The 23,852-nt window shown below is 65.7% G+C and carries 25 protein-coding genes; 7 read left to right on the top strand and 18 right to left on the bottom strand.

The features are described 5' to 3' along the window. Positions 1–8: 8 nt before the first annotated feature. From AB4Y73_RS11840 to AB4Y73_RS11875, 8 genes are all read right to left on the bottom strand, one after another. A complete protein-coding gene (locus tag AB4Y73_RS11840) occupies positions 9–461 on the bottom strand; it encodes a helix-turn-helix domain-containing protein (RefSeq protein ID WP_441871757.1) in 453 nt (150 codons plus the stop codon). A 160-nt stretch (positions 462–621) separates the two neighbouring features. Then, the gene (locus AB4Y73_RS11845) at positions 622–1,101 is read right to left on the bottom strand and encodes a CinA family protein (RefSeq protein WP_441871759.1); all 480 of its coding nucleotides are present in this window, start codon (positions 1,099–1,101) and stop codon (positions 622–624) included. A gap of 8 nt (positions 1,102–1,109) precedes the next feature. After that, positions 1,110–1,742: a CDP-diacylglycerol--glycerol-3-phosphate 3-phosphatidyltransferase gene (pgsA, locus tag AB4Y73_RS11850; protein WP_441871761.1), complete on the bottom strand. Its 633-nt coding sequence runs from the start codon at positions 1,740–1,742 to the stop codon at positions 1,110–1,112. 9 nt (positions 1,743–1,751) lie between these two features. Then, a complete protein-coding gene (locus tag AB4Y73_RS11855; RefSeq protein WP_441871764.1) occupies positions 1,752–4,682 on the bottom strand; it encodes a DNA translocase FtsK 4TM domain-containing protein in 2,931 nt (976 codons plus the stop codon). Between the two features lie 162 nt (positions 4,683–4,844). Continuing rightward, positions 4,845–6,536, bottom strand: a complete 1,692-nt coding sequence (locus tag AB4Y73_RS11860; RefSeq protein ID WP_441871766.1) for a ribonuclease J — start codon at positions 6,534–6,536, stop codon at positions 4,845–4,847. 41 nt (positions 6,537–6,577) lie between these two features. Further along, complete coding sequence (gene dapA, locus AB4Y73_RS11865) at positions 6,578–7,486, bottom strand: 4-hydroxy-tetrahydrodipicolinate synthase (protein WP_441871768.1); 909 nt, start codon at positions 7,484–7,486, stop codon at positions 6,578–6,580. Between the two features lie 75 nt (positions 7,487–7,561). After that, positions 7,562–8,308, bottom strand: a complete 747-nt coding sequence (locus AB4Y73_RS11870) for a carbon-nitrogen hydrolase family protein (protein WP_441871770.1) — start codon at positions 8,306–8,308, stop codon at positions 7,562–7,564. Between the two features lie 4 nt (positions 8,309–8,312). Continuing rightward, on the bottom strand, positions 8,313–8,741 hold the full coding sequence (locus AB4Y73_RS11875; RefSeq protein WP_441871773.1) for a hypothetical protein: 429 nt from the start codon (positions 8,739–8,741) through the stop codon (positions 8,313–8,315). A 130-nt stretch (positions 8,742–8,871) separates the two neighbouring features. Between AB4Y73_RS11875 and AB4Y73_RS11880 the strand changes: the two genes are divergently transcribed. From AB4Y73_RS11880 to AB4Y73_RS11890, 3 genes are all read left to right on the top strand, one after another. Further along, entirely contained in the window at positions 8,872–9,129 is a 258-nt protein-coding gene (locus AB4Y73_RS11880; RefSeq protein ID WP_441871775.1) for an SHOCT domain-containing protein, read from the top strand. Beyond that, complete coding sequence (locus tag AB4Y73_RS11885) at positions 9,126–9,698, top strand: sulfocyanin-like copper-binding protein (RefSeq protein WP_441871777.1); 573 nt, start codon at positions 9,126–9,128, stop codon at positions 9,696–9,698. The genes AB4Y73_RS11880 and AB4Y73_RS11885 overlap by 4 nt, the downstream gene beginning before the upstream one ends. A 160-nt stretch (positions 9,699–9,858) precedes the next feature. Further along, positions 9,859–11,094: a heparan-alpha-glucosaminide N-acetyltransferase domain-containing protein gene (locus AB4Y73_RS11890; protein WP_441871779.1), complete on the top strand. Its 1,236-nt coding sequence runs from the start codon at positions 9,859–9,861 to the stop codon at positions 11,092–11,094. On the opposite strand, the gene AB4Y73_RS11895 is transcribed toward AB4Y73_RS11890, so the two are convergent. From AB4Y73_RS11895 to AB4Y73_RS11925, 7 genes are all read right to left on the bottom strand, one after another. Further along, positions 11,091–11,570 carry a hypothetical protein gene (locus tag AB4Y73_RS11895; RefSeq protein ID WP_441871781.1) on the bottom strand — a complete coding sequence of 160 codons (480 nt, stop codon included), beginning with the start codon at positions 11,568–11,570 and terminating at the stop codon, positions 11,091–11,093. The genes AB4Y73_RS11890 and AB4Y73_RS11895 overlap by 4 nt on opposite strands. Positions 11,571–11,573: 3 nt before the next feature. After that, a complete protein-coding gene (gene dapB, locus AB4Y73_RS11900; RefSeq protein WP_441871783.1) occupies positions 11,574–12,344 on the bottom strand; it encodes a 4-hydroxy-tetrahydrodipicolinate reductase in 771 nt (256 codons plus the stop codon). A gap of 123 nt (positions 12,345–12,467) precedes the next feature. After that, on the bottom strand, positions 12,468–12,929 hold the full coding sequence (locus AB4Y73_RS11905) for a molybdenum cofactor biosynthesis protein MoaE (RefSeq protein WP_441871785.1): 462 nt from the start codon (positions 12,927–12,929) through the stop codon (positions 12,468–12,470). Continuing rightward, positions 12,919–13,482 carry a MogA/MoaB family molybdenum cofactor biosynthesis protein gene (locus AB4Y73_RS11910; RefSeq protein WP_441871787.1) on the bottom strand — a complete coding sequence of 188 codons (564 nt, stop codon included), beginning with the start codon at positions 13,480–13,482 and terminating at the stop codon, positions 12,919–12,921. Before AB4Y73_RS11910 ends, AB4Y73_RS11905 begins: the two co-directional genes overlap by 11 nt. Continuing rightward, positions 13,479–13,973 carry a cyclic pyranopterin monophosphate synthase MoaC gene (moaC, locus tag AB4Y73_RS11915; RefSeq protein WP_441871788.1) on the bottom strand — a complete coding sequence of 165 codons (495 nt, stop codon included), beginning with the start codon at positions 13,971–13,973 and terminating at the stop codon, positions 13,479–13,481. Before moaC ends, AB4Y73_RS11910 begins: the two co-directional genes overlap by 4 nt. Then, positions 13,961–15,205 (bottom strand): molybdopterin molybdotransferase MoeA, encoded by a 1,245-nt coding sequence (locus AB4Y73_RS11920; protein WP_441872015.1) that lies wholly within the window; start codon positions 15,203–15,205, stop codon positions 13,961–13,963. Before AB4Y73_RS11920 ends, moaC begins: the two co-directional genes overlap by 13 nt. Before the next feature lie 23 nt (positions 15,206–15,228). Then, entirely contained in the window at positions 15,229–16,791 is a 1,563-nt protein-coding gene (locus tag AB4Y73_RS11925) for a molybdopterin-dependent oxidoreductase (RefSeq protein WP_441872017.1), read from the bottom strand. 198 nt (positions 16,792–16,989) lie between these two features. On the opposite strand from AB4Y73_RS11925, the gene moaA reads away from it, so the two are divergent. The 3 genes from moaA to AB4Y73_RS11940 all read left to right on the top strand — a co-directional run bounded on the left by moaA (position 16,990) and on the right by AB4Y73_RS11940 (position 20,075). After that, on the top strand, positions 16,990–18,153 hold the full coding sequence (gene moaA / locus AB4Y73_RS11930; protein ID WP_441871790.1) for a GTP 3',8-cyclase MoaA: 1,164 nt from the start codon (positions 16,990–16,992) through the stop codon (positions 18,151–18,153). Positions 18,154–18,159: 6 nt separating this feature from the next. Further along, on the top strand, positions 18,160–18,426 hold the full coding sequence (locus AB4Y73_RS11935) for a MoaD/ThiS family protein (protein ID WP_441871792.1): 267 nt from the start codon (positions 18,160–18,162) through the stop codon (positions 18,424–18,426). Positions 18,427–18,566: 140 nt separating this feature from the next. After that, a complete protein-coding gene (locus AB4Y73_RS11940; protein WP_441871794.1) occupies positions 18,567–20,075 on the top strand; it encodes a DUF222 domain-containing protein in 1,509 nt (502 codons plus the stop codon). 17 nt (positions 20,076–20,092) lie between these two features. Here the strand turns inward: AB4Y73_RS11940 and AB4Y73_RS11945 are convergent, their stop codons facing one another. Continuing rightward, positions 20,093–21,205: a helix-turn-helix transcriptional regulator gene (locus tag AB4Y73_RS11945; RefSeq protein WP_441871796.1), complete on the bottom strand. Its 1,113-nt coding sequence runs from the start codon at positions 21,203–21,205 to the stop codon at positions 20,093–20,095. A 242-nt stretch (positions 21,206–21,447) separates the two neighbouring features. Between AB4Y73_RS11945 and AB4Y73_RS11950 the strand changes: the two genes are divergently transcribed. Next, the gene (locus tag AB4Y73_RS11950; protein ID WP_441871798.1) at positions 21,448–21,729 is read left to right on the top strand and encodes a hypothetical protein; all 282 of its coding nucleotides are present in this window, start codon (positions 21,448–21,450) and stop codon (positions 21,727–21,729) included. 126 nt (positions 21,730–21,855) lie between these two features. Here the strand turns inward: AB4Y73_RS11950 and AB4Y73_RS11955 are convergent, their stop codons facing one another. Continuing rightward, positions 21,856–22,317 (bottom strand): DUF1579 domain-containing protein, encoded by a 462-nt coding sequence (locus tag AB4Y73_RS11955; protein ID WP_441871800.1) that lies wholly within the window; start codon positions 22,315–22,317, stop codon positions 21,856–21,858. 86 nt (positions 22,318–22,403) lie between these two features. Next, the gene (locus AB4Y73_RS11960) at positions 22,404–23,747 is read right to left on the bottom strand and encodes a M16 family metallopeptidase (protein WP_441871802.1); all 1,344 of its coding nucleotides are present in this window, start codon (positions 23,745–23,747) and stop codon (positions 22,404–22,406) included. Positions 23,748–23,852 lie beyond the last annotated feature (105 nt).

The raw sequence follows: 23,852 nt of genomic DNA on the forward strand, positions 1-23,852 counted from the left end.
GGGCCGGCTTACCGTGCGCCGGAAAGGAGCCCTGTGGAGAGTTCGTTTGTGAGTTCAGCGTTCAGGTCGCGCTCAAGATCGCGGCCGTAGCGCTGTGAGAATTCCTGGGGAACGGTGTCCGGAACAGCAACGCCTTCGGCGACAGCTACGCGGTCGCTGACTTCACGAAGCATGATGGACAACGGAACGTCCAGGGCGGAGCAAATTGACGAGAGGAGCTCTGACGAGGCTTCCTTCTGGCCGCGCTCCACTTCGCTGAGGTAGCCGAGGGATACGCGGGCACTATGCGAGACTTCGCGGAGCGTACGCCCCTGGCGTTGGCGGACATCGCGCAGGACATCACCGATTTCGTGGCGAAGTACAACCATTTTGCGCTCCTTCTGTTCGCTCTTAGCCTGATTGGCGAGGCCCACATCCTTCCAGCGGACAACGCCGTTTACGGATACGGGCTGTTTTACCATCTGTATCGCCTTGCTCCTTCATCAGTCCGGCCATGAGAACCGGAGTTGTTATTTATCCTAGGCGCCTCGGCTCTGCCAAAGCGACACAATGTAATAACTAATAGGTTCGGGGATTTGTTCCCGGCAACTTTACGCCCGGTAGCTTCCAGGGGATAGGGCCCTAAGGAGACAGGACGGTGAGCAGCCTTTCCAAGGCCGCCCCGCAAGCTTGCCCGCGGATATCTGCGCGGTTCCCGGTGAAACTGTATTGGAACGCGGAGGCGCCTTCGGCGGTTGCTACCCCGATAAAGACCGTGCCGACTTCTTTGCCGTCGTGTGCCTCCGGTCCGGCGACCCCGGTGGTGGCGACCCCGATGTCCGCGCCGAGCGCAGACCGGACGCCCGTGGCCATGGCGGCGGCGACGTCGCCATCCACCGAGCCGACGGCGTCCAGCAGCTGGGCCGAAACACCCAGGACGTCGACTTTCACGGAGTTCTGGTACGCCACCACCCCGCCCTGCAGCATCCCGGAGGCCCCGGCTGTATCGGCCAGTACGGCGGTGACCATCCCCGCGGTAAGTGACTCGGCGGCAGCAACGGTGCGGCCCGTTTCCAGGGCATTCCTGACTGCCTGTTCCGCCAAATGGTGAAGATTTGTCACGTCAGCTCCTAGGTGCCAAGCGTTGTGTTCCGCCGCTTTCCCTGCGCCCGCAGACGAAGGGCTTCCACCACGTATTCGACGCCGGTCCATACCGTGATGAGCACAGCCACCATCATGACCGAGAAGGCCACCCATACGAGCCAGGGTGCCAACGCGCCCAGTGGCAGCAGATACAGGAAGATCGCGGCAGTCTGCACCACGGTCTTGAGCTTGCCGCCGCGCGAGGCCGGGATGACACCGTAGCGGATGACAAAAAAGCGAAGTGCGGTGATGCCCCATTCCCGGACGAGGATCACGATGGTGACCCACCATGGCAGCTCACCAAGCAGGCACAGCATCACGAGCGCCGAGCCGATCAGGAGCTTGTCGGCGATGGGATCGGCGATCTTGCCGAAATTGGTGACGAGCCCTCGGCTCCTGGCGATATCGCCGTCGAGCTTGTCCGTGTAGATTGCGACAGCAAAGGCCAGCACTGCCGCCCACCGCCACGGACCTGACTCGCTGAGCAGCCCGGGGGCATCGAGGACGAGGAACCAGACGAAGAACGGGACGAGCGCGATGCGCAGCATGGTCAGGATGTTGGGGAGATTCCAAATCCCGGGGCTGCTCGAGCCGGCGGCAGTTGCTTCGGTGCTAGTCACCCTTCTAGGCTACCGTCCGGTGAGCGACCAGGCGTCTTCGGACCCGTCTTCGTCGTCGCCATTGGAACTCGTGTCTGCGCCGTCGAAGTATTCGACGCCCTGGCTGCGCTGGTCCAGGTCCGCCTGGACCAAATCTTCCGCGTAGCCACCCTGGGCAATGTTGGCGTTGGCGTTATCGCTGAGCGCAGCGGTCTGGGAGTCCGCAACAACCGGCGCGTCCTGACCCTTCATGGCTGCCAGCACCGCGGCCAGATCGTCGGGTTTGACCAGGACGTCGCGTGCCTTGGAACCTTCCGAGGGGCCAACCACTCCCCTGGACTCCAGCAGGTCCATGAGCCGGCCTGCCTTGGCGAAACCGACGCGAAGCTTGCGCTGGAGCATCGAGGTGGAACCGAACTGCGTAGTGACCACGAGTTCGGTGGCCTGCAGCAGGACTTCGAGATCGTCCCCGATGTCGTCGTCGATCTGCTTCTTCTGTGCCTCGGGTGCCACGTCATCGCGGTACACGGCCTTGAGCTGGCCCTTAACGTGTTCCACTACCTTGTGGATTTCCGACTCGGTGACCCAGGCGCCCTGGACGCGCATGGCTTTTGAGGCGCCCATGGGCAGGAACAGGGCATCGCCCTGGCCGATGAGCTTCTCCGCGCCGGGCTGGTCGAGGACCACGCGTGAGTCGGTGACCGACGAGGTGGCAAACGCCATGCGGGACGGCACGTTGGCCTTGATCAGGCCGGTCACAACGTCCACCGACGGCCGCTGCGTGGCCAGGACCAGGTGGATACCGGCAGCACGCGCCAACTGAGTGATGCGGACGATGGAATCTTCGACGTCGCGGGGGGCCACCATCATGAGGTCCGCGAGCTCGTCAACGATCACCAGCAGATAGGGGTAGGGCCGGATGACTCGCTTGGAACCCTCGGGCGGGATCACTTTGCCGGCCCGGACCGCCTTGTTGAAGTCGTCGATGTGTTTGAACCCGTAGTTGGCGAGGTCGTCGTAGCGGGCATCCATTTCCCGCACCACCCACTGCAAGGCTTCGGCGGCCTTCTTCGGGTTGGTGATGATGGGGGTGATCAGGTGCGGCACGCCTTCATAAGCGGTCAGTTCTACGCGCTTGGGGTCCACCATGACCATGCGCACTTCGTCGGGGGTGGCCCGCATCAGGATGGATGTGATCATCGAGTTCACGAAGGAGGACTTACCGGCGCCGGTGGCACCGGCGACGAGCAGGTGCGGCATTTTTGCGAGGTTCGCCACGACGTAGCCGCCTTCGACGTCCTTGCCCACGCCCATCACCATGGGGTGATCGGTCCGGCGGGCGTTCTGGCTGCGGAGCACATCGCCGAGGGATACCGTCTCGCGGTCCGTATTGGGGATCTCGATGCCGATGGCCGACTTCCCGGGAATGGGACTCAGGATGCGCACGTCGCTGGAAGCCACAGCGTAGGAGATGTTCTTGGACAGGGCCGTGACCCGCTCCACCTTGGTTCCCGATGCCAGTTCAATCTCGTAGCGGGTCACGGTGGGGCCACGGCTGAAGCCGGTCACCGTGGCATCCACGTTGAACTGCTGGAGGGTGTCGGTCAGGGCGGCGACGACGGCGTCATTGGCCTCCGTGCGCTCCTTCGGGATGGACCCGGGGGTGAGAACGTCCGACGACGGCAGGGTGTACGTGACGTCGCCCGCGAGTGAGAGTTGCTCGGTCCGCTGGGGAATGGGTGTGGGCAGCGGCACCGGGGTGACGGGTTTGGCCGGCACCTGCGGGACGGCGGCGGGGGCCGCGTTGAGCGAGCCGGCGGCCACCATCCCGGGGGACACCAAGGGAATGGCTTCTGTAGCGTTCTCCGCCGGGCTGTGTCCTGCAGTACCGAGGCCCTGGGCGGCCTTGATCTTTTCGACGGCGATTTCAGCCTGCGTGGGGCGGCGCACACCAGGAGCAGGACGGGGTCCGCGGCCTGATTTTTCACCTTCGACATCTTCGTCGTCGATGACCGCGTGCTCAAAGGCCTCGTCACCCACGTAGCCTTCGAGCCCGGCGTCGGACTCTTCATCCTTGCCGAAGAAGCGGCGCTTCTTCTTCCTCGGGGGCGCCGTGGGGCGGGTTTCTTCAAGATAGCTGCGGTCGTGGCGGTCACCGGCGTCCCCGGGCTCCTGCAGGTCCAGGCCCATGAGGTGTTCGTAGGCTGCGCGGAGCCTACGAGGAATGGCCGCGAAGGGTGTGGCCGTGATGATCAGCAGCGAGATAAAGGCCAGGACGCCGTACAGCACAAGGGGCACCACGGGATGAATGGCGGCTAGCGGTGTAGCCGCCAGGAAACCGAGCATGCCGCCCGCCTGGCGGAGGCCATCGAAGCCATCGGCGACCGTGGGCTGTCCGCCCAGCACGTGCGCGAGGCCGCAGCCGGCGAACGTCATGATGAGGAAGCCGATCCCCACGCGGTTGTTTCCGCGGCCGTCGTCGGGCTGCCGGAAAAGCCGGAAAGCGCAGACAAAAAGCATCAGCGGCAGGAGCAGTGACACCCAGCCGAACGTGCCGTTGACAACGCTGTAGACGGCGTCCGGGAACCATCCCGTGAGACCCCACCAGGCGAAGGTAGCGATAAATACACCGAGCGCGAGGTTGAACAGCGCTGCGCCGTCGCGGCGGTCCTCTGCCGGCAGGTCACTGACGTCGGAACCGATCCTGCGGACTCCCCCGCCCACCAGGTGCCCTACGCCCAGCCACGCACCACCGACCACGCGCAGGAGCCAGGGCTGCCGCTGCTCGACGGCGGGAAGCTGGCGGGTGCGCGCGGCACCGGTGGAGGATCCGGCCCTTCCGCTGGCGCCGCCGCCTCTCGGCGCTGCTGAACCTGCGCCGCGGCCCGCGGAGCTGCCGGATTTGGCGGTGTTCGTGCCTCGGGCGGTGCCTTTGGGCGCGGGGGTAGTACGAGTGGCCATACTTGCCACGGTACCGGATCTGGTGCAATATTCCGCGGATTTCCGCCTGATCCGGGGCCTCCATGTTGCCCACCGGCAGGCCCGCCAGCCATGTCCAGGGACAGCGGAAGGCCCGGTTCCGAAGAACCGGGCCTTTCAGCTCGCCGTAAGGTTCGGGCGCTGCTACGCCTCGAGGACCACCGGGATGATCATGGGCTTGCGGCGCAGCTTGCGGTTGACCCACGTGCCCACCACACGCCGGACAACCTGCTGAAGCTGGTGCGTTGTGTGGTCCGTGCGGTTGAGCACGGCTTCTTCCAGGGCGGCGTTGATCTTGGGGATGATTTCGTCGAAGACGGAATCGTCCTCGGCAACACCGCGGGCGTGGATCTCGGGTCCCGAGACCACCTTGCCGGTGGCGCGGTGGATGACCGTGATGATGGAAATGAAGCCTTCATCACCGAGCGTCTGACGGTCCTTGAGGTCAGCTTCCGTGACCTCGCCGACGCTGGAACCATCCACGTAGACAAAGCCCACTTCGACCTGGCCCACTACGTCGGCGCGGTGATCCTTGAGGTCGATGACGGTGCCGTTGTCGGCAAGGATGACGCTGGCGGTGGGAACGCCGGACTCGATGGCGATCTTGCCGTTGGCGATCAGGTGCCGGGTCTCGCCGTGCACCGGCATGGCGTTGAGCGGCTCAAGGATGTTGTAGCAGTACAGCAGTTCGCCGGCCGCTGCGTGTCCCGAGACGTGGACCTTTGCGTTGCCCTTGTGGATGACGTCGGCACCGAGCTTCAGCAGGCCGTTGATGATCCGGAACACGGCGTTCTCGTTGCCCGGGATCAGGCTGGACGCCAGAATCACGGTATCGCCGTCGCCCACCACCACGCGGTGGTCGCCGTTGGCCATGCGGGACAGTGCAGCCATCGGTTCGCCCTGCGATCCGGTGGACATCAGCACAACACGGTTGTCCGGGAGGTTGTCAATGTTCTTGATGTCTACCAGAAGTCCCTCGGGCACGTCGAGGTAGCCGAGCTTTGCCGCGATGGCCATATTGCGGACCATGGAGCGGCCCACAAAGGCCACTTTCCGGTTGTGCTTGGCCGCTGCGTCAAGGACCTGCTGCACGCGGTGAACGTGCGAGGAGAAGGACGCCACAATGATGCGCTTGGTGGCCTGGCCAAAGAGCCGTTCCAGCGTGGGGCCGATTTCCTTTTCGGCCGTAGTGAACCCCGGCACGTCAGCGTTGGTGGAATCGGACATAAAGAGGTCAACGCCCTCTTCGCCCAGCTTGGCGAAATGACGGAGATCGGTGATCCGGCCGTCCAGCGGAAGCTGGTCCATCTTGAAGTCGCCCGTGTGCAGGACGGTGCCGCCGGCGGTGCGGAGAAATACTGCCAGGGCATCCGGGATGGAGTGGTTGACTGCAACGAACTCGCACTCAAAGGGGCCGAATTTTTCGACCTGGCCTTCTTCAACGGTCATCGTGTAAGGACGGATCCGGTGTTCCTGCAGCTTGGCCTCAATGAGCGCCAGCGTCAGCTGTGAGCCCACCAGGGGGATGTCGGCGCGCAGCCGCAGGAGGTAGGGAACGGCGCCGATGTGGTCCTCGTGGCCGTGGGTCAGGACAACGGCCACGATGTCGTCGAGACGGTCCTCGATGTAGGAGAAATCGGGCAGGATCAGGTCAACGCCGGGCTGGGTTTCCTCAGGGAAGAGGACACCGCAGTCGACGATCAGCAGTTTGCCGTCGATCTCGAACACGGCCATGTTCCGGCCGATTTCCCCCAGCCCGCCAAGCGGAACAATGCGAAGCGTGCCTTGCGGCAGGCGTGGGGGCGTGACAAGGCCGGGAAGGGCGGTTTGGGTCATAGTGCACTACTTTCCAGGCGGAAGGGTGCCGGTCTTAGCCCTCAGGAAAAGACCAGCCCCGCTTCCGCCAAGTCCTCGCGGATGGTTTCGATCTCGGCTTCGTCCGGCTCCACGAGGGGCAAACGGACAATCGAGTTGGGCAGGACTCCCTGCCATTTAAGAATTTGTTTGGCTGCAACGGCTCCCTGGACGCGGGTCATCGTTGCCCGGACCACGGGCAGCAGCTCGAAGTTGATCTTGCGGGCGGTTTCCTGATCGTTGGCGTTGACGGCGTCGATCAGTTCGCGGAAGCGGCGGGTAGCGATGTGGGTTGTCACGCCCACCAGGCCGACAGCGCCCAGGGACATCCAGGGCAGGGTCAGCCCGTCATCTCCCGAATAGAAATACAGGTCCGTCTCTGCCATCACGCGGCTGGCCGCCATGAAATCTGCTTTGGCATCCTTGACGGCAACAATGTTCGGGTGCTGGGCAAGACGAATCATGGTTTCGGGCTCGATGGGAATGGAGGAGCGGCCCGGAATGTCATAAAGCATGACCGGCACGTCCGTGGATGACGCAACGGTCTCGAAGTGCGCACGGACGCCGGCCTGGCTGGGCTTGTTGTAGTAGGGCGTGACGAGCAGGAGGCCATCGACGCCGAGGGCGGCCGCCTGCTGGGAGAGGTGCACGGAGTGTGCGGTGTCGTTGGTTCCGGTACCGGCAATGATGGCGGCACGGTCCCCCACAGCTTCCTTGACGGCGCGGAACATGCCAAGGTTTTCTTCGTCCGAAAGGGTGGAGGTTTCCCCTGTGGTGCCGGTGACCACGAGTCCGTCGCAACCATCATCCACGAGCTTGGTGGCCAGCTCCGCCGCCTGCCGGTAGTCCACGGCACCGTCCTTGGTGAAGGGCGTGACCATGGCGGTGAGGAGCGTACCAAGGGCAGGGATGGTGGAGGAATTGTGAGGCATGGAAAAAACGTTACCCTGTCAGCCGCCGGTTAGGACAATGGCAGAGGGGTGATACGCGTCAAATAGCTGCCCTCATCAGCGGAATTTGCCCAAAGCGCCTCGCTGCAGGACCGCCGTGATGACTTCGGTGCCGGTTCCAACCGCGTGTTCCATCCGGTGGCCATCAGGCCCCCAGAATCCGCTAAGCCCGCAGGAATGCCCCAGCGGCGTGGCCCCGCCCAGGTTCGCCAGCACGCCAAACATCCGTTGGTCCATGGCCCTGGCACCGAGGTGCAGGGCAAGCCGCCGCTCCTCCTCCACCGTGTAGACCGCCGACACCGCATAGATGTCGGCGCCTGTCATCGCCGCCTCGGTGGAGTGGGCGGGGACCGACGCATCGGCTCCGATAGCCAGTGCTATGCGCCAGCCGTCCAATTCAAGGAGAAGGGCGCCGTCGCCTGCGGTGAAGAGGGCCTGTTCCGGCCCGCGGAGGTGGGTCGTGAACCCGAAATCGATGGAACCGCCCGGGTGGATGGCAAGGGTCGCCAGCCGGTGCGTGCCGTCAGGCTCCCGATGGGCAGCCCCGGCAACGGCAGTAATTCCTGTCCTGCGGCAGATTTCACGGAGGTCGCCCAGCCGCGGATCGTCCAGCCGGAGCCAGGCCTCATCAGCAGACAGCAAAGCCAGGTCGTAACCGGTCAACGACATTTCCGGGAAGATCACCAGCCTCGCGCCGTGGGATTCGGCGTCTTCGATCAGCCGGACGTGTTCCTCAACATTCGGCACGATCCCGCCCGTCAGTGCCTGGTATTGGATGGCGGATACTGTCAGGGCCTCGGTCACCCTTTCATCCTAGGCAACCACCCTGCCGTGGCGCACCAGGCAGCTTTGCATCCGGCACGTCGCCCGGATGGCAGTACCTCTGGACTGCGGCCTCCCGCAATCCTTCTGCCCAGGCTGCCAGCCGCTGGGCGGACCGGACGTAGTGAAACAGCTCCGTAGGCGTGAGCGCGTCAAGGTCCGTTTCGCCCAGCCGGCGCGCCAGTTCGGCTCCCGGCGGCTGTGCTGTGAGGGCTATGCCTTCCTGGTGCCACTGGATGTCCTCCGCCGACCGGCCCGCCACCAGTTGGCGGAAGAGGAAGTCAACCACCCCCGGGCTCATGGCCTTCATTAGCCCGGCCGGCTGCACCGCGGTGCCGGTGTCAGGTGCGGACCCCTCGCGTCCGCCAGCGGCTGGAGGTTTCGGGAACTGCTGCGGCTCGAATGGAGTGTGCATAACGTTCATGTTATTCGAACATATATTCGAATACAAGCGGTGGCGGGGTAGCGGCATGCGCACCCGCCGGGCCCTTATGCCCTGTTCCGGGAGGCGGCATGAACGTAGCTTCGCAAGAGGAGGTCTGATCATGATGGGTGGCTGGTACGGGAATGGCTGGGGTATCGGGGCGTGGGTGGCCATGGCTCTGTTGATGCTGATTTTCTGGGGTGGAGTGGTAACCGTCGTTGTGCTCCTGGTCCGGCGTCCCCATGCGGGTGAGAGACCAGCCGCACCGCAGCCGCCGCACCAGGAGGCCGAGCGTATTCTCGGTGAGCGTTTCGCCCGCGGGGAAATCGACGAACAGGAGTTCACAGCCAAGCGGGCGGCGCTCAGGCGCCAGGAATGAAGACCCCTTCCCGCCGCGGGCAGGTCATCCTCGGGACTACCTCCGTGATTCTTCTGACCGCACTCTCCCTCGTGGCGGTCGGCATCGTGGGCAGTCTGCTGAACCCCGGGGGTGGCGGTTTTCTGTCCCGGACCCGGTGCGTGGTTCCGGATCTCCCCGGGCAAGTCGTCGGCGTTTCATTGACGGACATGGCCGGGCCCATGATGCGCCGGCCCAACGGCATGATGGGCGGCGCCATGCGGATGGCGGCAGACCGAAGCACGGTGGCACACGGCACTGTGTCTTTCCTGGTAACCAACGCGGGCAGCGTTAGGCATGAACTGGTGATCCTTCCCCTTCCTGACAACCAGATCCCTGGCACCCGCCCGATTGGCGGGGACGCCAAAATCGAGGAGACGGCCAGCCTAGGGGAAGCGTCCAACACCTGCGCCGACGGCGCCGGGCAAGGAATCCTGCCCGGTGTCTCAGGCTGGGTCACCATCACGCTGCCGCCAGGGCGCTATGAACTGGTCTGCAACCTCCCCGGCCACTACGCCGCCGGCATGTACACCCAGCTCACGGTGATCTAGTCCCGTGCGGGAGAGCTGAACCTGGCAGGGAACAGCTGCTGCCGTCGGAGACCGGCTTCGCTGCGGCCCAAAAGCCACCCGCTACCGATATTCCCGCCGGCCCAGCATGTTGGGGACCTGTTGACTGGGGCTGGGCAGATGGGTGTGAGACCATCGCCTCATGACGTCCCGAGCCACAGCAAGACCCTCCCGGGCGCCCCGACCTTCCTCCCCCGCCAGCCGCCTCCGTGGAATCGACGCGGCCAGGGGGCTCGCCCTCCTGGGCATGATGGCCACGCATCTGCTGCCCACGTTCGAAGCCAACGCGGACCTGACTCCCACCTGGATCGGCCTGACTTTCTCTGGCCGGTCAGCGGCCCTGTTCGCTGTGCTGGCGGGAGTCGGACTGGCACTGTCAACCGGCAAGCAGGTGCCGCCGGAAGGAGCTGCCCTCACCGCTGCCCGCCGCGGCGTCGCCCTGCGTGCACTCGTGATTGCCGCCGTCGGACTTTCCCTGGGCGGCTTGGAAGTCAACGTTGCCATCATCCTGGTCCACTATGCCCTGCTGTTTCTGTGCGTCCTGCCGTTCCTGGGACTGAGGCTTAAAGTGCTCTGTGCGTGGGCCGTCGGCTGGATCCTGCTGTCACCGGTGCTCGCGTACCTGCTCCGCCCCTGGCTGATGGCAGCCACCCCGCCCCTGCACCTGGGCCGGAACCCGTCCTGGGAGGACCTGTCAACGCCCCTCCCCCTCCTGGGCGACCTGTTCCTGACCGGCTACTACCCTGTCTTCCAGTGGTTGGCCTATTTGCTGGTTGGCCTGGTGATTGGCCGGCTGGCACTGACAACGGTGCTGGTTCCGATCCTGCTGCTGACCGTCGGTACAGCAGTGGCCGCCCTGGCCAAGGCCTTGGGTACTGCCGCCATGGAGAGCTGGGGTGGTCGCGCAGCGCTGGTGCAAGTGCTGAACGCCCCGGACTATCCTCTCGATAGCGTGCTCCGGGTCAACCTCACCGGAATCCGGCAGGAAGGCTCGTGGTGGTGGTTGGCGTCCGCTGCGCCGCATTCCGCCACCACCCTGGACCTTGCGCACACCTCAGGGGTGGCCGCAGCGGTGGTGGGCGCGTGCCTCCTGCTCGGCAGGCTGGCGGACTGGCTGGACCTGGACCTCTTGCTCCCGCTGCGTGCTGCAGGCGCCATGACGCTGACGCTCTACTCGGCGCACGTCTGGGTGGTGTCCGGGTTCTACCTGAAGCCCCTGCCGGCCGGCTGGACGGAGGACGGCATGTACTTTGCGCACGCCGCGACAGCCATCACGGTGGGCATCGTTTTTGTACTCCTCAAGAGGCGCGGGCCGCTCGAATGGCTGGGCCACGCGGCCAACCAGCGTGGCCGCAGCGGACGGATCGGCCCCGGTTAGGCCGGAGCGTTGTCGCGGAAGAGACGGCCGGCGTCCCGCATTGAGGCACGGGCGCGCTTGCGGTCCCCGGCGGCGTCGTAGGCGCAGCTCAGGCGGAACCAGGAGCGCCAGTCCTCGGGTGCGGCTTCAGCTTCGGCCTTGTACTTCTCAAACTCCTGGTCAGCTGCAGCCCGGATGATCCGGCCAGCAGGGGTGCGCGGGAGATCGTCCACGGGCAGTCCGCCCTCGGCTTCCAGAATGCGGGCCATCTTTTCAGTGCGGGCACCGAACATGAGCTCCCGGATCAGCGCCCAGGCACCGACGATCGGCAGCACCAGGTACGCGGCGCCGATGGCTTTGGCCGCAAGGTTGTTGTCCGTGAGCAGCAATATGGAGCGCTGGAAGGACACCACCAGGTAAAAGACCAGCAGCAGCGTAACGGCACCCACCCAAATCTTGGTGCGGTTCTTCCGGAACGCGATGAGGAAAGCGCCCACGGCCTAGAGCCCCAGGTCCAGGTAGCCGTCCAGGCCCACCGTCAGTCCCGGGTTCGCCGCGACCTTGCGGACGCCGAGCAGCACACCGGGCATGAAGGAGGCGCGGTCAAAGGAGTCGTGCCGGAACGTCAGCTGCTCCCCCGGCCCGCCGAGCAGGACTTCCTGGTGTGCCACGAGTCCGCGAAGCCTGACACTGTGGACGCGCACTCCGTCCACGTCGCAGCCACGGGCGCCGGCGAGTTCGCTGGTGGTTGCGTCAGGGCTGGCCGGCACGTTTGCCGCTGCGCGTTCCGCAGCGATGAGCTGGGCGGTGCGGACGGCGGTTCCGGAGGGCGCATCCACCTTGTCCGGGTGGTGCAGTTCGATGATTTCCACGGATTCAAAGTACTGGGCGGCCTTGGCGGCGAACGCCGAGGCAAGCACCGAACCGAGGGCAAAGTTGGGCGCGATCAGCACGCCCGTCTCCGGGTGCTCGGCGAGCAGGGCTTCCAAGGCGGCGAGCCGGGCGGCATCCCACCCGGTGGTTCCCACCACGGCGTGCATACCGTGCTCGACGGCGTACCTTACGTTCGCTTCGGTGCTCTCGGGAACGGTGAGGTCCACCACGAATTCGGCTCCGGAGGTTGCCAGTTGATCCAGCGAATCGCCGCGCCCCAGGGCGGCTACGAGCTGCATATCGGCGGCGGCTTCGACAGCCTTGACGGCTTCGGCGCCCATGCGCCCGTTGGCGCCAAGGACAGCCACACGGCTGACGGCGGGGTGTTGTTCGGTCATGCCATTAACCCTACCGTCGGGCCCGGTACGGGACGGAACCTGCGGGCGTGCGTTACCTCGCATGCGTCGGGTCCCGCGCGGAAGCGGCCGGCGGTTAGTGCCAGCAGCACGTGCCCGCCATAGTCAGCTGCCCGCGCCGACCCATTCCACGGTGCCGTCGGTGAAGAACTGTTCCTTCCAAATGGGAACCTGGTCCTTGATCCGGTCCACCAGTTCGGCGCACACGGCGAACGCCTGGCCCCGGTGGGCGGCAGAGACCGCGCATACCAGTGCAGGATCACCGATTTCCAGCATGCCGACGCGGTGCGCGGCCCAGATCCGGACAGGTTGCGTGCCGGATTTGCCGTCTGCGTGCTCGGCAACCAGCCGGGCGACGACGTCAGCCATCACCTGGTGCGCCGTGGGGTGCGCGCTGTAGCTGAGACGCTCGACTGCCTTGCCGCCGTCGTGATTCCTTACCACCCCGCTGAAGCTGACCACCGCGCCGGCGGTGTCCGACTCGACGGCGGCGATGGCCTTTTCCACGGAGATCGGCTCCGCGCTCAAGACGGCGTGGACAATTTCAAAAACTGATTCAGTGCCCATTCCGGCCCTCCAACTGGTCGCAAAGGTGCCCGATCACGGGATCGAGGACGGCAAGCCCGTCCATGACTCCCTTGGGTGAACCGGGCAGGTTGATGATGAACGTGCGGCCGGCAGCTCCGGCGTAGCCCCGGCTCAGCACGGCAAGCGGCGTTTTGGCCGCCCCGGCACGCCTGATGGCCTCCATAATTCCGGGGATCTCCCGGTCCAGCAGGGGAAGTGTCACATCAGGGGTCCGGTCGTCCGGGCTGAGCCCGGTCCCTCCGCTGGTGATGACGACGGCGGGGTGCTGGGTGAGGAGCGCCCGGATCGCCGCACCAACGGGCTCGCCGTCGGGCACCACCATGGCGGGATAGGCCTCGAAGCCGTGTTCGGTCAGCCAATCGATGATCACGGGGCCGGTCTCGTCCTCGTAAATTCCGGCCGCGGCCCGGGTGGAGGCAATGACAACCCCCGCCTTCCGGCCCTGTACCTCGCCGTGGGTATGGTTCCCATGCGCGTGCGGCTCCGGCGTATGTGGCTCGGGCAGGAACGTGTTTTCGGTGGTTCCGCTCATAGTGTCCAGTCCCCGCTCTTGCCGCCGCTTTTCGCCAGCACTTTGATGTCGGTCAGTACCGCGTGCTTATCGACGGCCTTGATCATGTCGTACACGCTGAGGGCCGCCACGGACGCCGCCGTGAGCGCTTCCATTTCCACTCCGGTAACGCCGCGCGTCTTGACCGTGGCAAGGATAGCCACGGACTCCGTCCCCAGCTCAAAGTCGACGGTGACTTTGGAGAGCGGCAGCGGATGGCAGAGCGGAATGAGGTCCGGCGTCTTCTTGGCCGCCATGATCCCAGCCACGCGGGCGACAGCCAGGGCGTCACCCTTGGGCAGTCCGCCGGAGCCGAGCAGGCCCAGCACTTCGCGCGTTGTCCGGACGGTGGCGGTAGCGGTGGCCACCCGGGTGGTTTCGGCCTTATTCGACACGTCCACCATCTGGGCGCTGCCATCCTGGCGCAGGTGGGTCAGTGCCGAAGGGCTTTGTTCTGGATTCACAGCATCCATACTTCCACCTCGTCACCCTCGGCGAGCGCCGAGACCCCCGCCGGGACATGAACCAGCGCGTTGGACCCGGCCAGCGCATGCATGAGATGGGAGCTGTCGCCCCCTTCCAGGCGCACAGTGCCGCCACGATCGAAGCTTCCCCGGCGGACCTGGTGTTTGTGTTCCGGCGATGTGAGGCCATGAGCCAGCCGCGCCGGAATTGCGGTCCGGGGTGCGGGCGAGCCAAACATTTCGGAGAGCACCGGCCGCAGGAACATCTCAAAGGACACGAGGCAGCTCACGGGGTTACCAGGGAATCCCAGGAACGGCACGCCGTCGAACGTCCCGATCCCCTGCGGGCCACCCGGCTGCATGGCGACGTGCACGAACTCGGTTGTTTGGCCGTCCATCGCCTGCCGAACCACTTCGTAGGCCCCCTTACTGACCCCGCCGGTGGTAACAATCAGGTCCACGGCTCCCAGGTGGCTGCTTAGCAGGGCCCGAAGTTCTTCCGGCCGGTCAGAAGCGATGGCGGTGCGCACCACGGCCAAGCCCGCCTGGCGCATGGCACTTTCGAGGAGTGTGCCATTGGAGTCGTAGATCTTTCCTGCCGGCAGGGGTTGGCCAGGCTCCACCACTTCGTCCCCGGTGGTGGCCAACAGCACCGTCACTGTCCGGTGCACCGTCACCTCCCCGATGCCCAGGGCCGCCAACAGTCCAAGCTGCGCCGGCCCCAAATATGCTCCGGCTGCCAGCGCCCGCTCCCCCGCCGCAATATCACTGCCGACCGCGCGGACAAAAGTGCCTTCCGCCGTAGCGGGCAGCCACACGGCGCTTGCCACTCCGGGGACGGGAAACCTGTCCGGAACCGCACGTTCCACGGGCACGACGGCGTCGGCCCCGGCAGGAATCATGGCCCCCGTCATGATGGGGGCGGCTGTGCCGCGCTCAAGGGGAACGGGGGTGGCACCTGCCGGGACGGGATCAACCACCCTGAGCTCCGCACCGCCGTCGGGCAGGTCCGCACTGTTGATGGCGAAGCCGTCCATTTGGGAGTTCGCGAACGGCGGAAGGCTTAAGGGCGCCGTAATGTCCCGGGCCAGGCCCTTCCCCAGAGCGTCCCGTAACTCCAGCGTTTCCGCCCGCGCTTCGGTCAGCAGGGGCGCGAGCAGTTGGGCGACGGCGGCACGATGCTCGGCCACGGACCGCGCCGTGTGCGGAGCAGCGCCGTGGTGGTGCGGAGGGCTGTGCATGGTCCTGCCTTCGGTGGACGCCGTCATGGATTCACGTCAACTCTAATGGTGTGGAAGCCGGTGGCTCCGTCCGGCGCAACCGGCCGGCGCTCCTCAGCCTGCGGATCACCGTTGAGGTCCGTGGCGCGGACCTGGACTTCGTACTGGCCCGGCGTCAACTGCATGCCCAGCTGCCATTGGTACCACGTATCCAAGGAGATTCCGGGGGCGAGGTCGGCCTGCTGCCACGGTCCGCCGTTGACGCGCAACTCCACCTTGCCGATGCCGGTGTGCTGCGACCAGGCCACGCCGCCGAACATCACCCGGCCCGACCTGACTCCCCTGCCGCTGCGCGGCGCATCGATCCGGGACGCCGTCTTGATGGGGCCGCGCTCGGACCAGCCGCGGGGCGTCCAATAGCCTTCGTCGTTGGCGAATTTGGTGAGGCGGAGTTCCGTGAGCCATTTAGTGGCGGACACGTAGCCGTAGAGGCCGGGCACTATCATCCGCACGGGGAAGCCATGCTCGAGCGGCAGCGGTTCGCCGTTCATACCTACGGCGAGCAGGGCGTCCCTGGTATCGGTGAGGACCTCCAGCGGAGTGCCTGCCGTCCAGCCGTCGGAGCTTCGTGACAACACCATGTCTGCACCGGCCTGCGGGCGTGCCATGGCGAGCAGTTCCCGCACCGGCCACCCTAGCCAGCGGGCGTTGCCGATCAGGTCCCCACCCACTTCATTGGACACGCAGGCGATGGTGATGTGCCGTTCAATCAGCGGTTTGGCCAGCAGGTCGGCCAGGTTCAGTTGGATCTCCTGGTCCACCATCCCCGTCACCCTGAGTGTCCAGGTATCGGGGTCAACGCCCGGGACGATCAGGGCGGTGTCGATCCGGTAGAAATCCCTGTTCGGTGTGACCAGGGGCTGCATGCCGTCAAGGCTTACTTCAGCGCCCGCCGGAATCGCAGGTGCCCCTGATGCTGCGGCGGGCAGCTTCAATTTCTCGCGGGCGGTACTGATGCCCGCGGCCGCGCCCCGCCAGACTCCGGCAACTATCCCGCCCACAGCCGTCACGCCAGCAGCGGTTGCCAGGACCTGCAGGAACGTGCGCCGCCCAGTTCCGTGCTTTATCTCTGGGGCCGAGTCGGCTGGAGTATCTTCCTTGAGCCGGCGGATGAGGAACCGCAACAGGAGTACGCCAGCAACCGCTGCGGCCAGAGGGACCGGAACGGCCCCGGGGGTCAGCTGCGCGCGGGTCAGGACGGCTGCGAGCCCAACCAGCCCAAAGACGGAAATCACGGCCGCGCCGGCGAAACGCCTTCGCTGCTCCAGGATTCCGGCGAAAGCCCCGACAGCTGCAATCACGAGGAGCATGCCTGCCACGAATACTGTCTTGTCGGCCGTGCCAAACAGGCCAACAGCCCACTCCTTCACGCCCGGCGGCAGCGCGTCGATCAAGGCCCCGCCCACCGCCGTCAGCGGTGACAGGGAGGGACTCAGCATTCCGGCCAGGAGCTCGCCGGCCACCACCGCCGCGACCGCTGAAACTATCCCCGCCGTGGCGGCCCAGCGGCTGCTGCCTTGAGCGGCACGCGGGCTAACGGGCCGCATTCCGGGGCTCGCGCCGTCGTCGGCCGTTTGCTCCACGGGCTGGGACCTGTCCATGCCTCCAGCATAGGTTCGCGGCAGCTTGTCGGCACCGGGCTTTGCCGCATATCGGCTGGAGGCAGGTGCCGGACCGGACGTTGCGCCCGGTCCCGGGCGTCACGGGCGTGATGCGCCGGGGCAAACGTGGCGTAGCCTGAATTCATGAGCGTTCAGCTAGGCATGCCGCAACCCCGGGACGGTGCTGGTCCTGCCCTGCCTCCTGCCCGGCCGGCGGACGCGCCCGCGGGGCTCGCCGACCGGTTTGGCCGCCGCGCCACCGACATGCGGCTGTCTCTGACGGACAAGTGCAATCTTCGCTGTACATACTGCATGCCGGCCGAGGGCCTTGAGTGGCTTGCCAAGCAGGCGGTGATGACTGCGGAAGAGATCGTGCGAATCGTCCGGATCGGCGTGGAACTGCTGGGTGTGCGGGAACTTCGCCTGACTGGCGGGGAGCCCCTGGTCAGGGCGGACCTGGTGGATATCATCGCCGCGCTCCGCAGCAATCATCCGGATCTCCCGATCTCCATGACTACCAACGGTGTTGGGCTGGACAAGAAGGCTGCCGCGCTCAAGGCTGCGGGTCTCACGCGCATCAACGTGTCGCTGGATTCGCTGCACGAAGAGACCTTCGCCAAGCTCACGCGCCGGCCGTTCCTGGACCGTGTGCTCGCGGGGGTCGATGCCGCGTGGGCGGCCGGTCTGGGGCCCGTCAAGCTCAATGCCGTGCTGATGCGGGGCATCAACGACGCCGAGTCCCCGGCCCTGCTCGCCTGGGCCCTGGACCGTGGCTACGAACTCCGGTTTATCGAGCAGATGCCGCTGGACGCCGACCATGGCTGGACCCGCCGGAACATGATCACAGCCACGGAAATCCGTTCCCTGCTTTCCGTGGACTATATCCTGAGCCCGGACCCGCGCGCCCGCGACGGCGCCCCTGCCGAGCGCTTTGAAGTACGACGGCGGGAGGCCGGGTCTGGCTTCGGCGCCGATGGGGCTGCCTTAGGCGCTGAGGGTCCGGTGCTGGATACAGATGCTCCGGTGCTGGGCACCGTGGGGATCATCGCCTCTGTTACGGAGCCGTTCTGCGCTGACTGCAGGCGCACCCGGATTACCGCCGAGGGCAAGATCATGAGCTGCCTCTTCTCGCGGGAGGAGTTTGATTTGCTTGGCCTTCTTCGCCAGGGGGCCAGCGACGAAGCCTTGGCCGAACGCTGGCAGGACGCCATGTGGGTCAAGCCCAAGGCGCATGGAATGGACCACACGGGGCTCGGCGCAGCGGACTTCGTCCAGCCGGACCGCAGCATGAGCGCCATCGGAGGCTGAATTTTCTTGAACGTACGTTACTTCGCTGCCGCGCGTGCCGCTGCAGGTGTGGAGGAGGAAGTGTACGAGCTTCCCGCCGGGGCCACTGTGGCCGATCTGTTGGAGACAGTCCTCGCAGTGGAACGGGCCGAGCCGCCTGCCGGCACTCCTCCCCTGCAGCGCATCCTCTCCCGGAGCAGTTTCCTGCTCAACGAGGTGGCCGTCCGCGACCACGCCACTGTGTTAAATCCCGGCGACGTGGTGGACGTGCTGCCGCCGTTCGCCGGCGGATAAAAGGTTCCGGCCAAGGCCGAAGCGGCGGTTCGCAAAGCCTTGCTGTTGCTACGTTCATTTTCGCGGGGCCGCCCTCAAGGTTATCCACATAGCCGCTAATCCACGGGCTATTTGTCGGTGCCTGCTGGGATGCTTTGGGTATGGAACGCAGAGCGGCGGTGGAGGCAGCGGAGGCCCTGGTAGCTTCGGCCACCGCGCTTGTTGAAGCTTTGCGGGGAACTGGAACGGCCGCTGCCGCTGCCCAGCCCGGTGATCGTGATGCTGATCCGCTACGCGCGATGGCGGATGATTTCTTGGGCGCGCTGGCCCAGGCCTCGCGGATTGATGCCCAAGTGGCAGCGGTGCGGGTCCATCTGGCGGCGGGTTACTCGCATGCCATGGAGGCCCTCGCTCCGCCGCCTGCGTCCCCGCAGGAACACACAGCTCAGGAGATGGCCGTCGTAGCGGAGGTCGCTTGTGCCATGACGGTCAGGGAACCGGCCGCCGCAGGTCTGTTGGTAGAGGCCCGGGAGCTGACGTCGGTGCTGCCTTTGACGTTGTCGGCGTTGGAGGCGGGGTCGATTTCGTGGCAGCATGCCCGGATCATGGTGGATGAGACCAGCGGCCTGGGGCCGGTGGGGGCGCGGGCATTGGAGGCGCATTTTCTTGACCCTGACGAGCCGAGATCGGTTCGTGCCTGCCCAGTAGGTGAGTTGGTCCCCGGCCGGTTCCGTGCAAAGGCCCGGATGTGGCGGGAACGGCACCACCCGGCGAGCATCGAGAAGCGTCATGCGAAATGTGTCGCGGACCGGCGGGTGTTGTTTTCCCCCGACCGGGACGGCATGGCCTGGCTCTCGGCCTACCTGCCGGCGGACACCGCGTCCGGGATATGGGAGCGGACCACCACCGCCGCCCGCGCCATGCAGGGCCCCGACGAGACCCGCACGCTCACCCAGCTGCGCGCCGATAACGTCGCCGCGTGGCTCCTTGGGGGGAATACCTGGGCCGGGGAACGACCCGACGGCACAGCCGCGACTACTGCCGGTGACGTGCCGTCGCCGAGGGCTCAGGTGCTGGTGACCGTGCCGGTGTTCGCTCTGATGGGCCTGACCGATGAGCCGGCGATGCTGGATGGGTACGGGCCCATCCCGCCGTCGATGGCCCGGCGTCTTGTCGCCGATGGTGCCGAGTCGTTCCACCGTGTCCTGATCGACCCGCGTGACGGTGCGCCGCTGGAGATCGGCCGGACCAGTTACCGGGTGACCAAAGCCCAACGCCAGTGGCTCAGGCTCCGCGACGGGAAGTGCCCGTTCCCCGGCTGCAACAACCAGTCCCTGGACAACGAAGCCGACCACGTCCTCGCCTGGGCCAAAGGCGGCGCCACCGGGATCAGCAACCTCGGCCAGCCATGCCGCCGCCACCACCGCCTCCGCCACACCACCGCCTGGACACCCACAGGCGCGACCAAGGACAAACCACCCGGCTGGATCTCACCCGCCGGACGGCACTACCAAAGCGAACACCCCGATTGGGAACCACCCCACTGGCCGGAACAGCTGCCCCCGGTTGCCAAGGGGGACCCATCGGGCCACGACGATCGTCCTGATGACCTCGACGGAGCATTGTTGACGTATCCCAAGGACGGCAACTCCGAGTTTGAGCTGCCCTAGGTGCACCGACCCCCGGCTTATGGCGCCGTGCCTAAGGCCATAGCCAACAGGGTTGCCCGGCTGCGAACGCCGCAGGCATCAAATACTTGTTTGAACTGATCCTGAACGGTGTAGGTGCTGATGCCGAGGGCCGTCGCCATCGCAGCGGTGTCAACGCCTCCTGTACCTAGCTCAAGCAACTCCCTTTGCCGTGGTGTCAGGCCAAAACTCCGGGCGAAAATATCCAGCCGATCCTCAGGAGGACAAGCCTGGATAGTGACCGCCAACGGCGGCGTGGACCCCGATGCAGCGGGCCCCATCCGGCTGGCCCTGAGCATGGCCCAGCGGCCAGACCCCAGATACGCGCGGGACCATGCGGGATGGCCATCCACTCCCGCCTCGAGGGCCAACAGTTGGGCGGCGACATTCAATACCTCGGCCGGAACACGCTGGAAGGGCGACGGTCCAGCTTGGAGAAGCCCCAGCCATTCGTCAACAGAAGACGTTCCACCCACGACTGCCATGTCCTCGTCTAGGGTCAGGAGACCCTGTGGAGGCAAGTCGGCTTTCGGACGTCCGCCCATAGGCGAGGCTTTCGTCGAGGGAGTTGGCCCCGGTCTGGAAAACTGCCTTGAGACAGACCGGCGAAGCGCCGGCGTCACTCGGTGGACTACCGCCGCCACGAACCGAACCTCTTCGGCCGCGAAAGCCCCTTGATCAGTCGTCCGCCAGAGATCAAGCCAGCCCCAGTAGCCATACTTGTCCGAAAAGCCCGCATACAGGACATCCGACACCCCGTAGCGGCTCAGCAACCTCTCCCAGACAAGGCTCTGCGATGGATTCCCGCCAGTTTCGCCCAACAGTGTCGTCACGGGTGATCCCCTGCCCGCCAGCGTGGTCCAGCGCCCTACGGTCGTCAGATACTTCAGCCGGATCAGCTGCGGCAGATCCTCCGGGTATGGAAACCGAGCCATGGGGGAAACTCCCGCTCCCGTAACAGGGTCTGAAAGCGGCCAGACGAAGGCAGTGAACGGCATGACGCGGCCCAACTCGGCCAGCACACCGGCACGCAAGGCGTGGGAGTCCGGCATCGAATCACCCAGGAGTCGGATCCGCTCCAGGCTTCGGCTCCAGGACGTTCCGGTCGTCATTCCCTCAGTATGCACTCCGGCGACTCCATCTCCCTGCGGATCAGTATCGCCGTGCGGATCGCTATCGCCCTGTGCATCAGTATCGCCCTGTGCATCAGCGTCCCCGCATCCCGGGCAGTCCCCCAGAATTCTGGGATGGCCCACGGATCGCCGGGCACTTACGGTGAGAATACCCACCCGAGGAATACAACCGGTAACTGCAGAGCCCCAGAACATTGCTGTCCGGCTAAGGAGAATCAGTCATGTACACACTTCAGATAGAGCATGGAATTACGGACTTTGGCCTATGGAAGCAGGCCTTCGACCGCGATCCGGTGGATCGAGCTGCGTCCGGGGTTGTCGGCCACAGGATTTCCCGGCCGGTGAACGACTCCCATTACATCGTGGTGGAGCTCGACTTCAATGAACTCAACCAGGCCCAGCAGTTGCTGGCGAATCTGCAAGCCAGGGTTTGGAACTCATCAGCCGCCTCCCCTGCCTTGCACGGGGCACCGCAGACCCGAATCTTGGAAACAGCAGGCTGAGGCGGTACCCCGGCTGAGCCTGCACACGCGCTGAGGCAATACCCGGCTGTGCTCGGGCGCTGAGCCCTACGCGGACGTGCTGAGCCTGCGCGGACGTCGAGGCGCCGCACGCGGGCTGACTGGGTCTCAGGCCCGGCGGCACTCCGAGCTCATCAATGGCGCGTAGTCTGGGGAATCGCCTCGACGCAGCTCCGCGATGTGCGTAAGTACTCCCTCATCCACCCGAAAGGTGTGGCGCGCAGTCCCCCGGTCGCTGTGGCGCTCCACCCGGAGAACACCGCCGTGCCACGTGCACCGGGAGGGCGCTTCGTGCGGCAAGCCCATGCTGTCCCCGTGATACCAGAGGACGTCGTTATGGTCCGGATCGACAGTGAACACCCCGTGGCCGTCAAGATGAGCGCCGTTTGTTTCAGTATGCCGGTAGCTCTGTACCACGGCGAACCCTCCCGCCGCCCGGGTGAAGCTGATTTCCGCCACGGCAGACCGCTCGGGCCCCCCAGCTGACGACGCAAAACGCGTGGTTCCCCGCCAATGCCCCAGGAAGTCTTCCAGCACGGCGTGCACTGCGCCTGACTGCGGAGGGTTCATGGCTTCATTATCGCCGCACAATGGCTTTCCGGACAGCAACCTCTCCGGCCAGCGTCACCGCCGGCTGACCCCCCCGCTGATCACGGTCAGAGGCCGAACGTCTCAGACTCCTCGAACGGCCCGACTACGGTGACGGTCCGCGGGGCGGCCGCCAATTCCCGGGCCAAGTCCTGGACCTCCTGGGCCGTGACCGACTTGATGAGCCGCAGCGTTTCGTCGATGTCCTGGTACTCGCCGGAGACGAGCTCGGCGCGGCCCAGGCGGGACATCCTGGAACCGGTGTCCTCAAGGGCCAGGACAATACCGCCGCAGAGCTGGCCCACAGCTTTGCGGAGTTCGTCGTCGGAGATCCCGCCTTCGGCGAGCTTGTCCAGCTCCCGGCCCAGCAGATCCAGCACTTGGCGAACCTTGGACGGTGTGCACCCCGCGTACATTCCGAAGTAGCCGGCGTCGGCGTAGGAAGACGCGAAGGAGTACGTGGAGTACACGAGGCCTCGCTTCTCGCGGATCTCCTGGAACAGCCGGGACGACATGCCCCCGCCCAGGACAGCGTTGAGCACGCTCATGACGTAGCGGCGCTCATCCGTGGCAACGATTGTGGGACAACCCATGATGATATTGGCCTGCTCCACCGCACGCTTGACCACGTGCAGGCCGGCAGTGCCAACGATTTCCGCGCGCTCGGTGGAACGGCGATCAACAGGGGCGGCGTCGGGCTCAAGGGACCAACCGGCAGAGTGGAGCGCATCGACCACAAGGCTGCAGACGACGTCGTGCTCCAAGCCACCGGCAGCGGTGATAACCAGCTCGTCCGGGCGGTAGTAGCGGCGGTAGTGATCCCAGACCGAGTCCCGGGCGACGGCGCGGATGGCAGCCGGAGTGCCGCCGATAGGGCGGCCCAAGGGGTGGGTACCCAACACGGCCGCAACAAAGTTTTCATGCGCCACGTCCGTGGGATCATCGCTGTCCATGGCGATCTCTTCCAGGATGACGTCGCGTTCCTGCTCCATCTCGGCCGGATCCAGGACCGCGCCGGTGATCATGTCGGCAATGACGTCGATGGCCATGGGCAGGTCCGTGTCCAGCACCCGTGCAAAGTAGCAGGTGCTCTCCTTGGCCGTGGCAGCGTTGGACTCCCCGCCCACCTCATCGAAGGCCGAGGCGATTTCCAGGGCGGTCCGGCGCTTGGTGCCCTTGAACAGGAGGTGCTCCAGGAAGTGCGTGGAGCCGTGCTGGCCCGGCGCCTCGTCGCGTGAGCCTACCCCTACCCAGAACCCGATGGTTGCCGAGCGCTGGCCCGGCATCGCTTCGGTGAGCACCCGCACGCCGCCGGGCAGCACCGAACGCCGGACAACGGAGCCGCCGTCGGAGCCGTGGACCAGGGTGTCGCCGGGCTGGTTCTGCTCAAGCGGGAGGGGTACAACAGTCAATTGAAGCCTTTCAGGAGTGGCGGCCGGATCTGGCTGCCATCGTAACAGCGGCGGGGCCGGTGGATCCTCCACCGGCCCCGCCGATTCATGCTGTGACGCAGGAGA

The sequence above is a fragment of the Pseudarthrobacter sp. TAF60_1 genome, from assembly GCF_052113505.1.
Classification (GTDB): domain Bacteria; phylum Actinomycetota; class Actinomycetes; order Actinomycetales; family Micrococcaceae; genus Arthrobacter.

What these genes read in the sequence shown, in the direction of transcription:
- AB4Y73_RS11840 (WP_441871757.1), bottom strand. Translation starts at nt 461, where the DNA reads ATGGTAAAACAGCCCGTATCCGTAAACGGCGTTGTCCGCTGGAAGGAT.
- AB4Y73_RS11855 (WP_441871764.1), bottom strand. Translation starts at nt 4,682, where the DNA reads ATGGCCACTCGTACTACCCCCGCGCCCAAAGGCACCGCCCGAGGCACG.
- AB4Y73_RS11860 (WP_441871766.1), bottom strand. Translation starts at nt 6,536, where the DNA reads ATGACCCAAACCGCCCTTCCCGGCCTTGTCACGCCCCCACGCCTGCCG.
- dapA (WP_441871768.1), bottom strand. Translation starts at nt 7,486, where the DNA reads ATGCCTCACAATTCCTCCACCATCCCTGCCCTTGGTACGCTCCTCACC.
- AB4Y73_RS11875 (WP_441871773.1), bottom strand. Translation starts at nt 8,741, where the DNA reads ATGCACACTCCATTCGAGCCGCAGCAGTTCCCGAAACCTCCAGCCGCT.
- AB4Y73_RS11880 (WP_441871775.1), top strand. Translation starts at nt 8,872, where the DNA reads ATGATGGGTGGCTGGTACGGGAATGGCTGGGGTATCGGGGCGTGGGTG.
- AB4Y73_RS11885 (WP_441871777.1), top strand. Translation starts at nt 9,126, where the DNA reads ATGAAGACCCCTTCCCGCCGCGGGCAGGTCATCCTCGGGACTACCTCC.
- AB4Y73_RS11890 (WP_441871779.1), top strand. Translation starts at nt 9,859, where the DNA reads ATGACGTCCCGAGCCACAGCAAGACCCTCCCGGGCGCCCCGACCTTCC.
- dapB (WP_441871783.1), bottom strand. Translation starts at nt 12,344, where the DNA reads ATGACCGAACAACACCCCGCCGTCAGCCGTGTGGCTGTCCTTGGCGCC.
- AB4Y73_RS11905 (WP_441871785.1), bottom strand. Translation starts at nt 12,929, where the DNA reads ATGGGCACTGAATCAGTTTTTGAAATTGTCCACGCCGTCTTGAGCGCG.
- AB4Y73_RS11910 (WP_441871787.1), bottom strand. Translation starts at nt 13,482, where the DNA reads ATGAGCGGAACCACCGAAAACACGTTCCTGCCCGAGCCACATACGCCG.
- moaC (WP_441871788.1), bottom strand. Translation starts at nt 13,973, where the DNA reads ATGGATGCTGTGAATCCAGAACAAAGCCCTTCGGCACTGACCCACCTG.
- AB4Y73_RS11920 (WP_441872015.1), bottom strand. Translation starts at nt 15,205, where the DNA reads ATGCACAGCCCTCCGCACCACCACGGCGCTGCTCCGCACACGGCGCGG.
- AB4Y73_RS11925 (WP_441872017.1), bottom strand. Translation starts at nt 16,791, where the DNA reads ATGCGGCCCGTTAGCCCGCGTGCCGCTCAAGGCAGCAGCCGCTGGGCC.
- moaA (WP_441871790.1), top strand. Translation starts at nt 16,990, where the DNA reads ATGAGCGTTCAGCTAGGCATGCCGCAACCCCGGGACGGTGCTGGTCCT.
- AB4Y73_RS11940 (WP_441871794.1), top strand. Translation starts at nt 18,567, where the DNA reads ATGGAACGCAGAGCGGCGGTGGAGGCAGCGGAGGCCCTGGTAGCTTCG.
- AB4Y73_RS11945 (WP_441871796.1), bottom strand. Translation starts at nt 21,205, where the DNA reads ATGACGACCGGAACGTCCTGGAGCCGAAGCCTGGAGCGGATCCGACTC.
- AB4Y73_RS11950 (WP_441871798.1), top strand. Translation starts at nt 21,448, where the DNA reads ATGTACACACTTCAGATAGAGCATGGAATTACGGACTTTGGCCTATGG.
- AB4Y73_RS11955 (WP_441871800.1), bottom strand. Translation starts at nt 22,317, where the DNA reads ATGAACCCTCCGCAGTCAGGCGCAGTGCACGCCGTGCTGGAAGACTTC.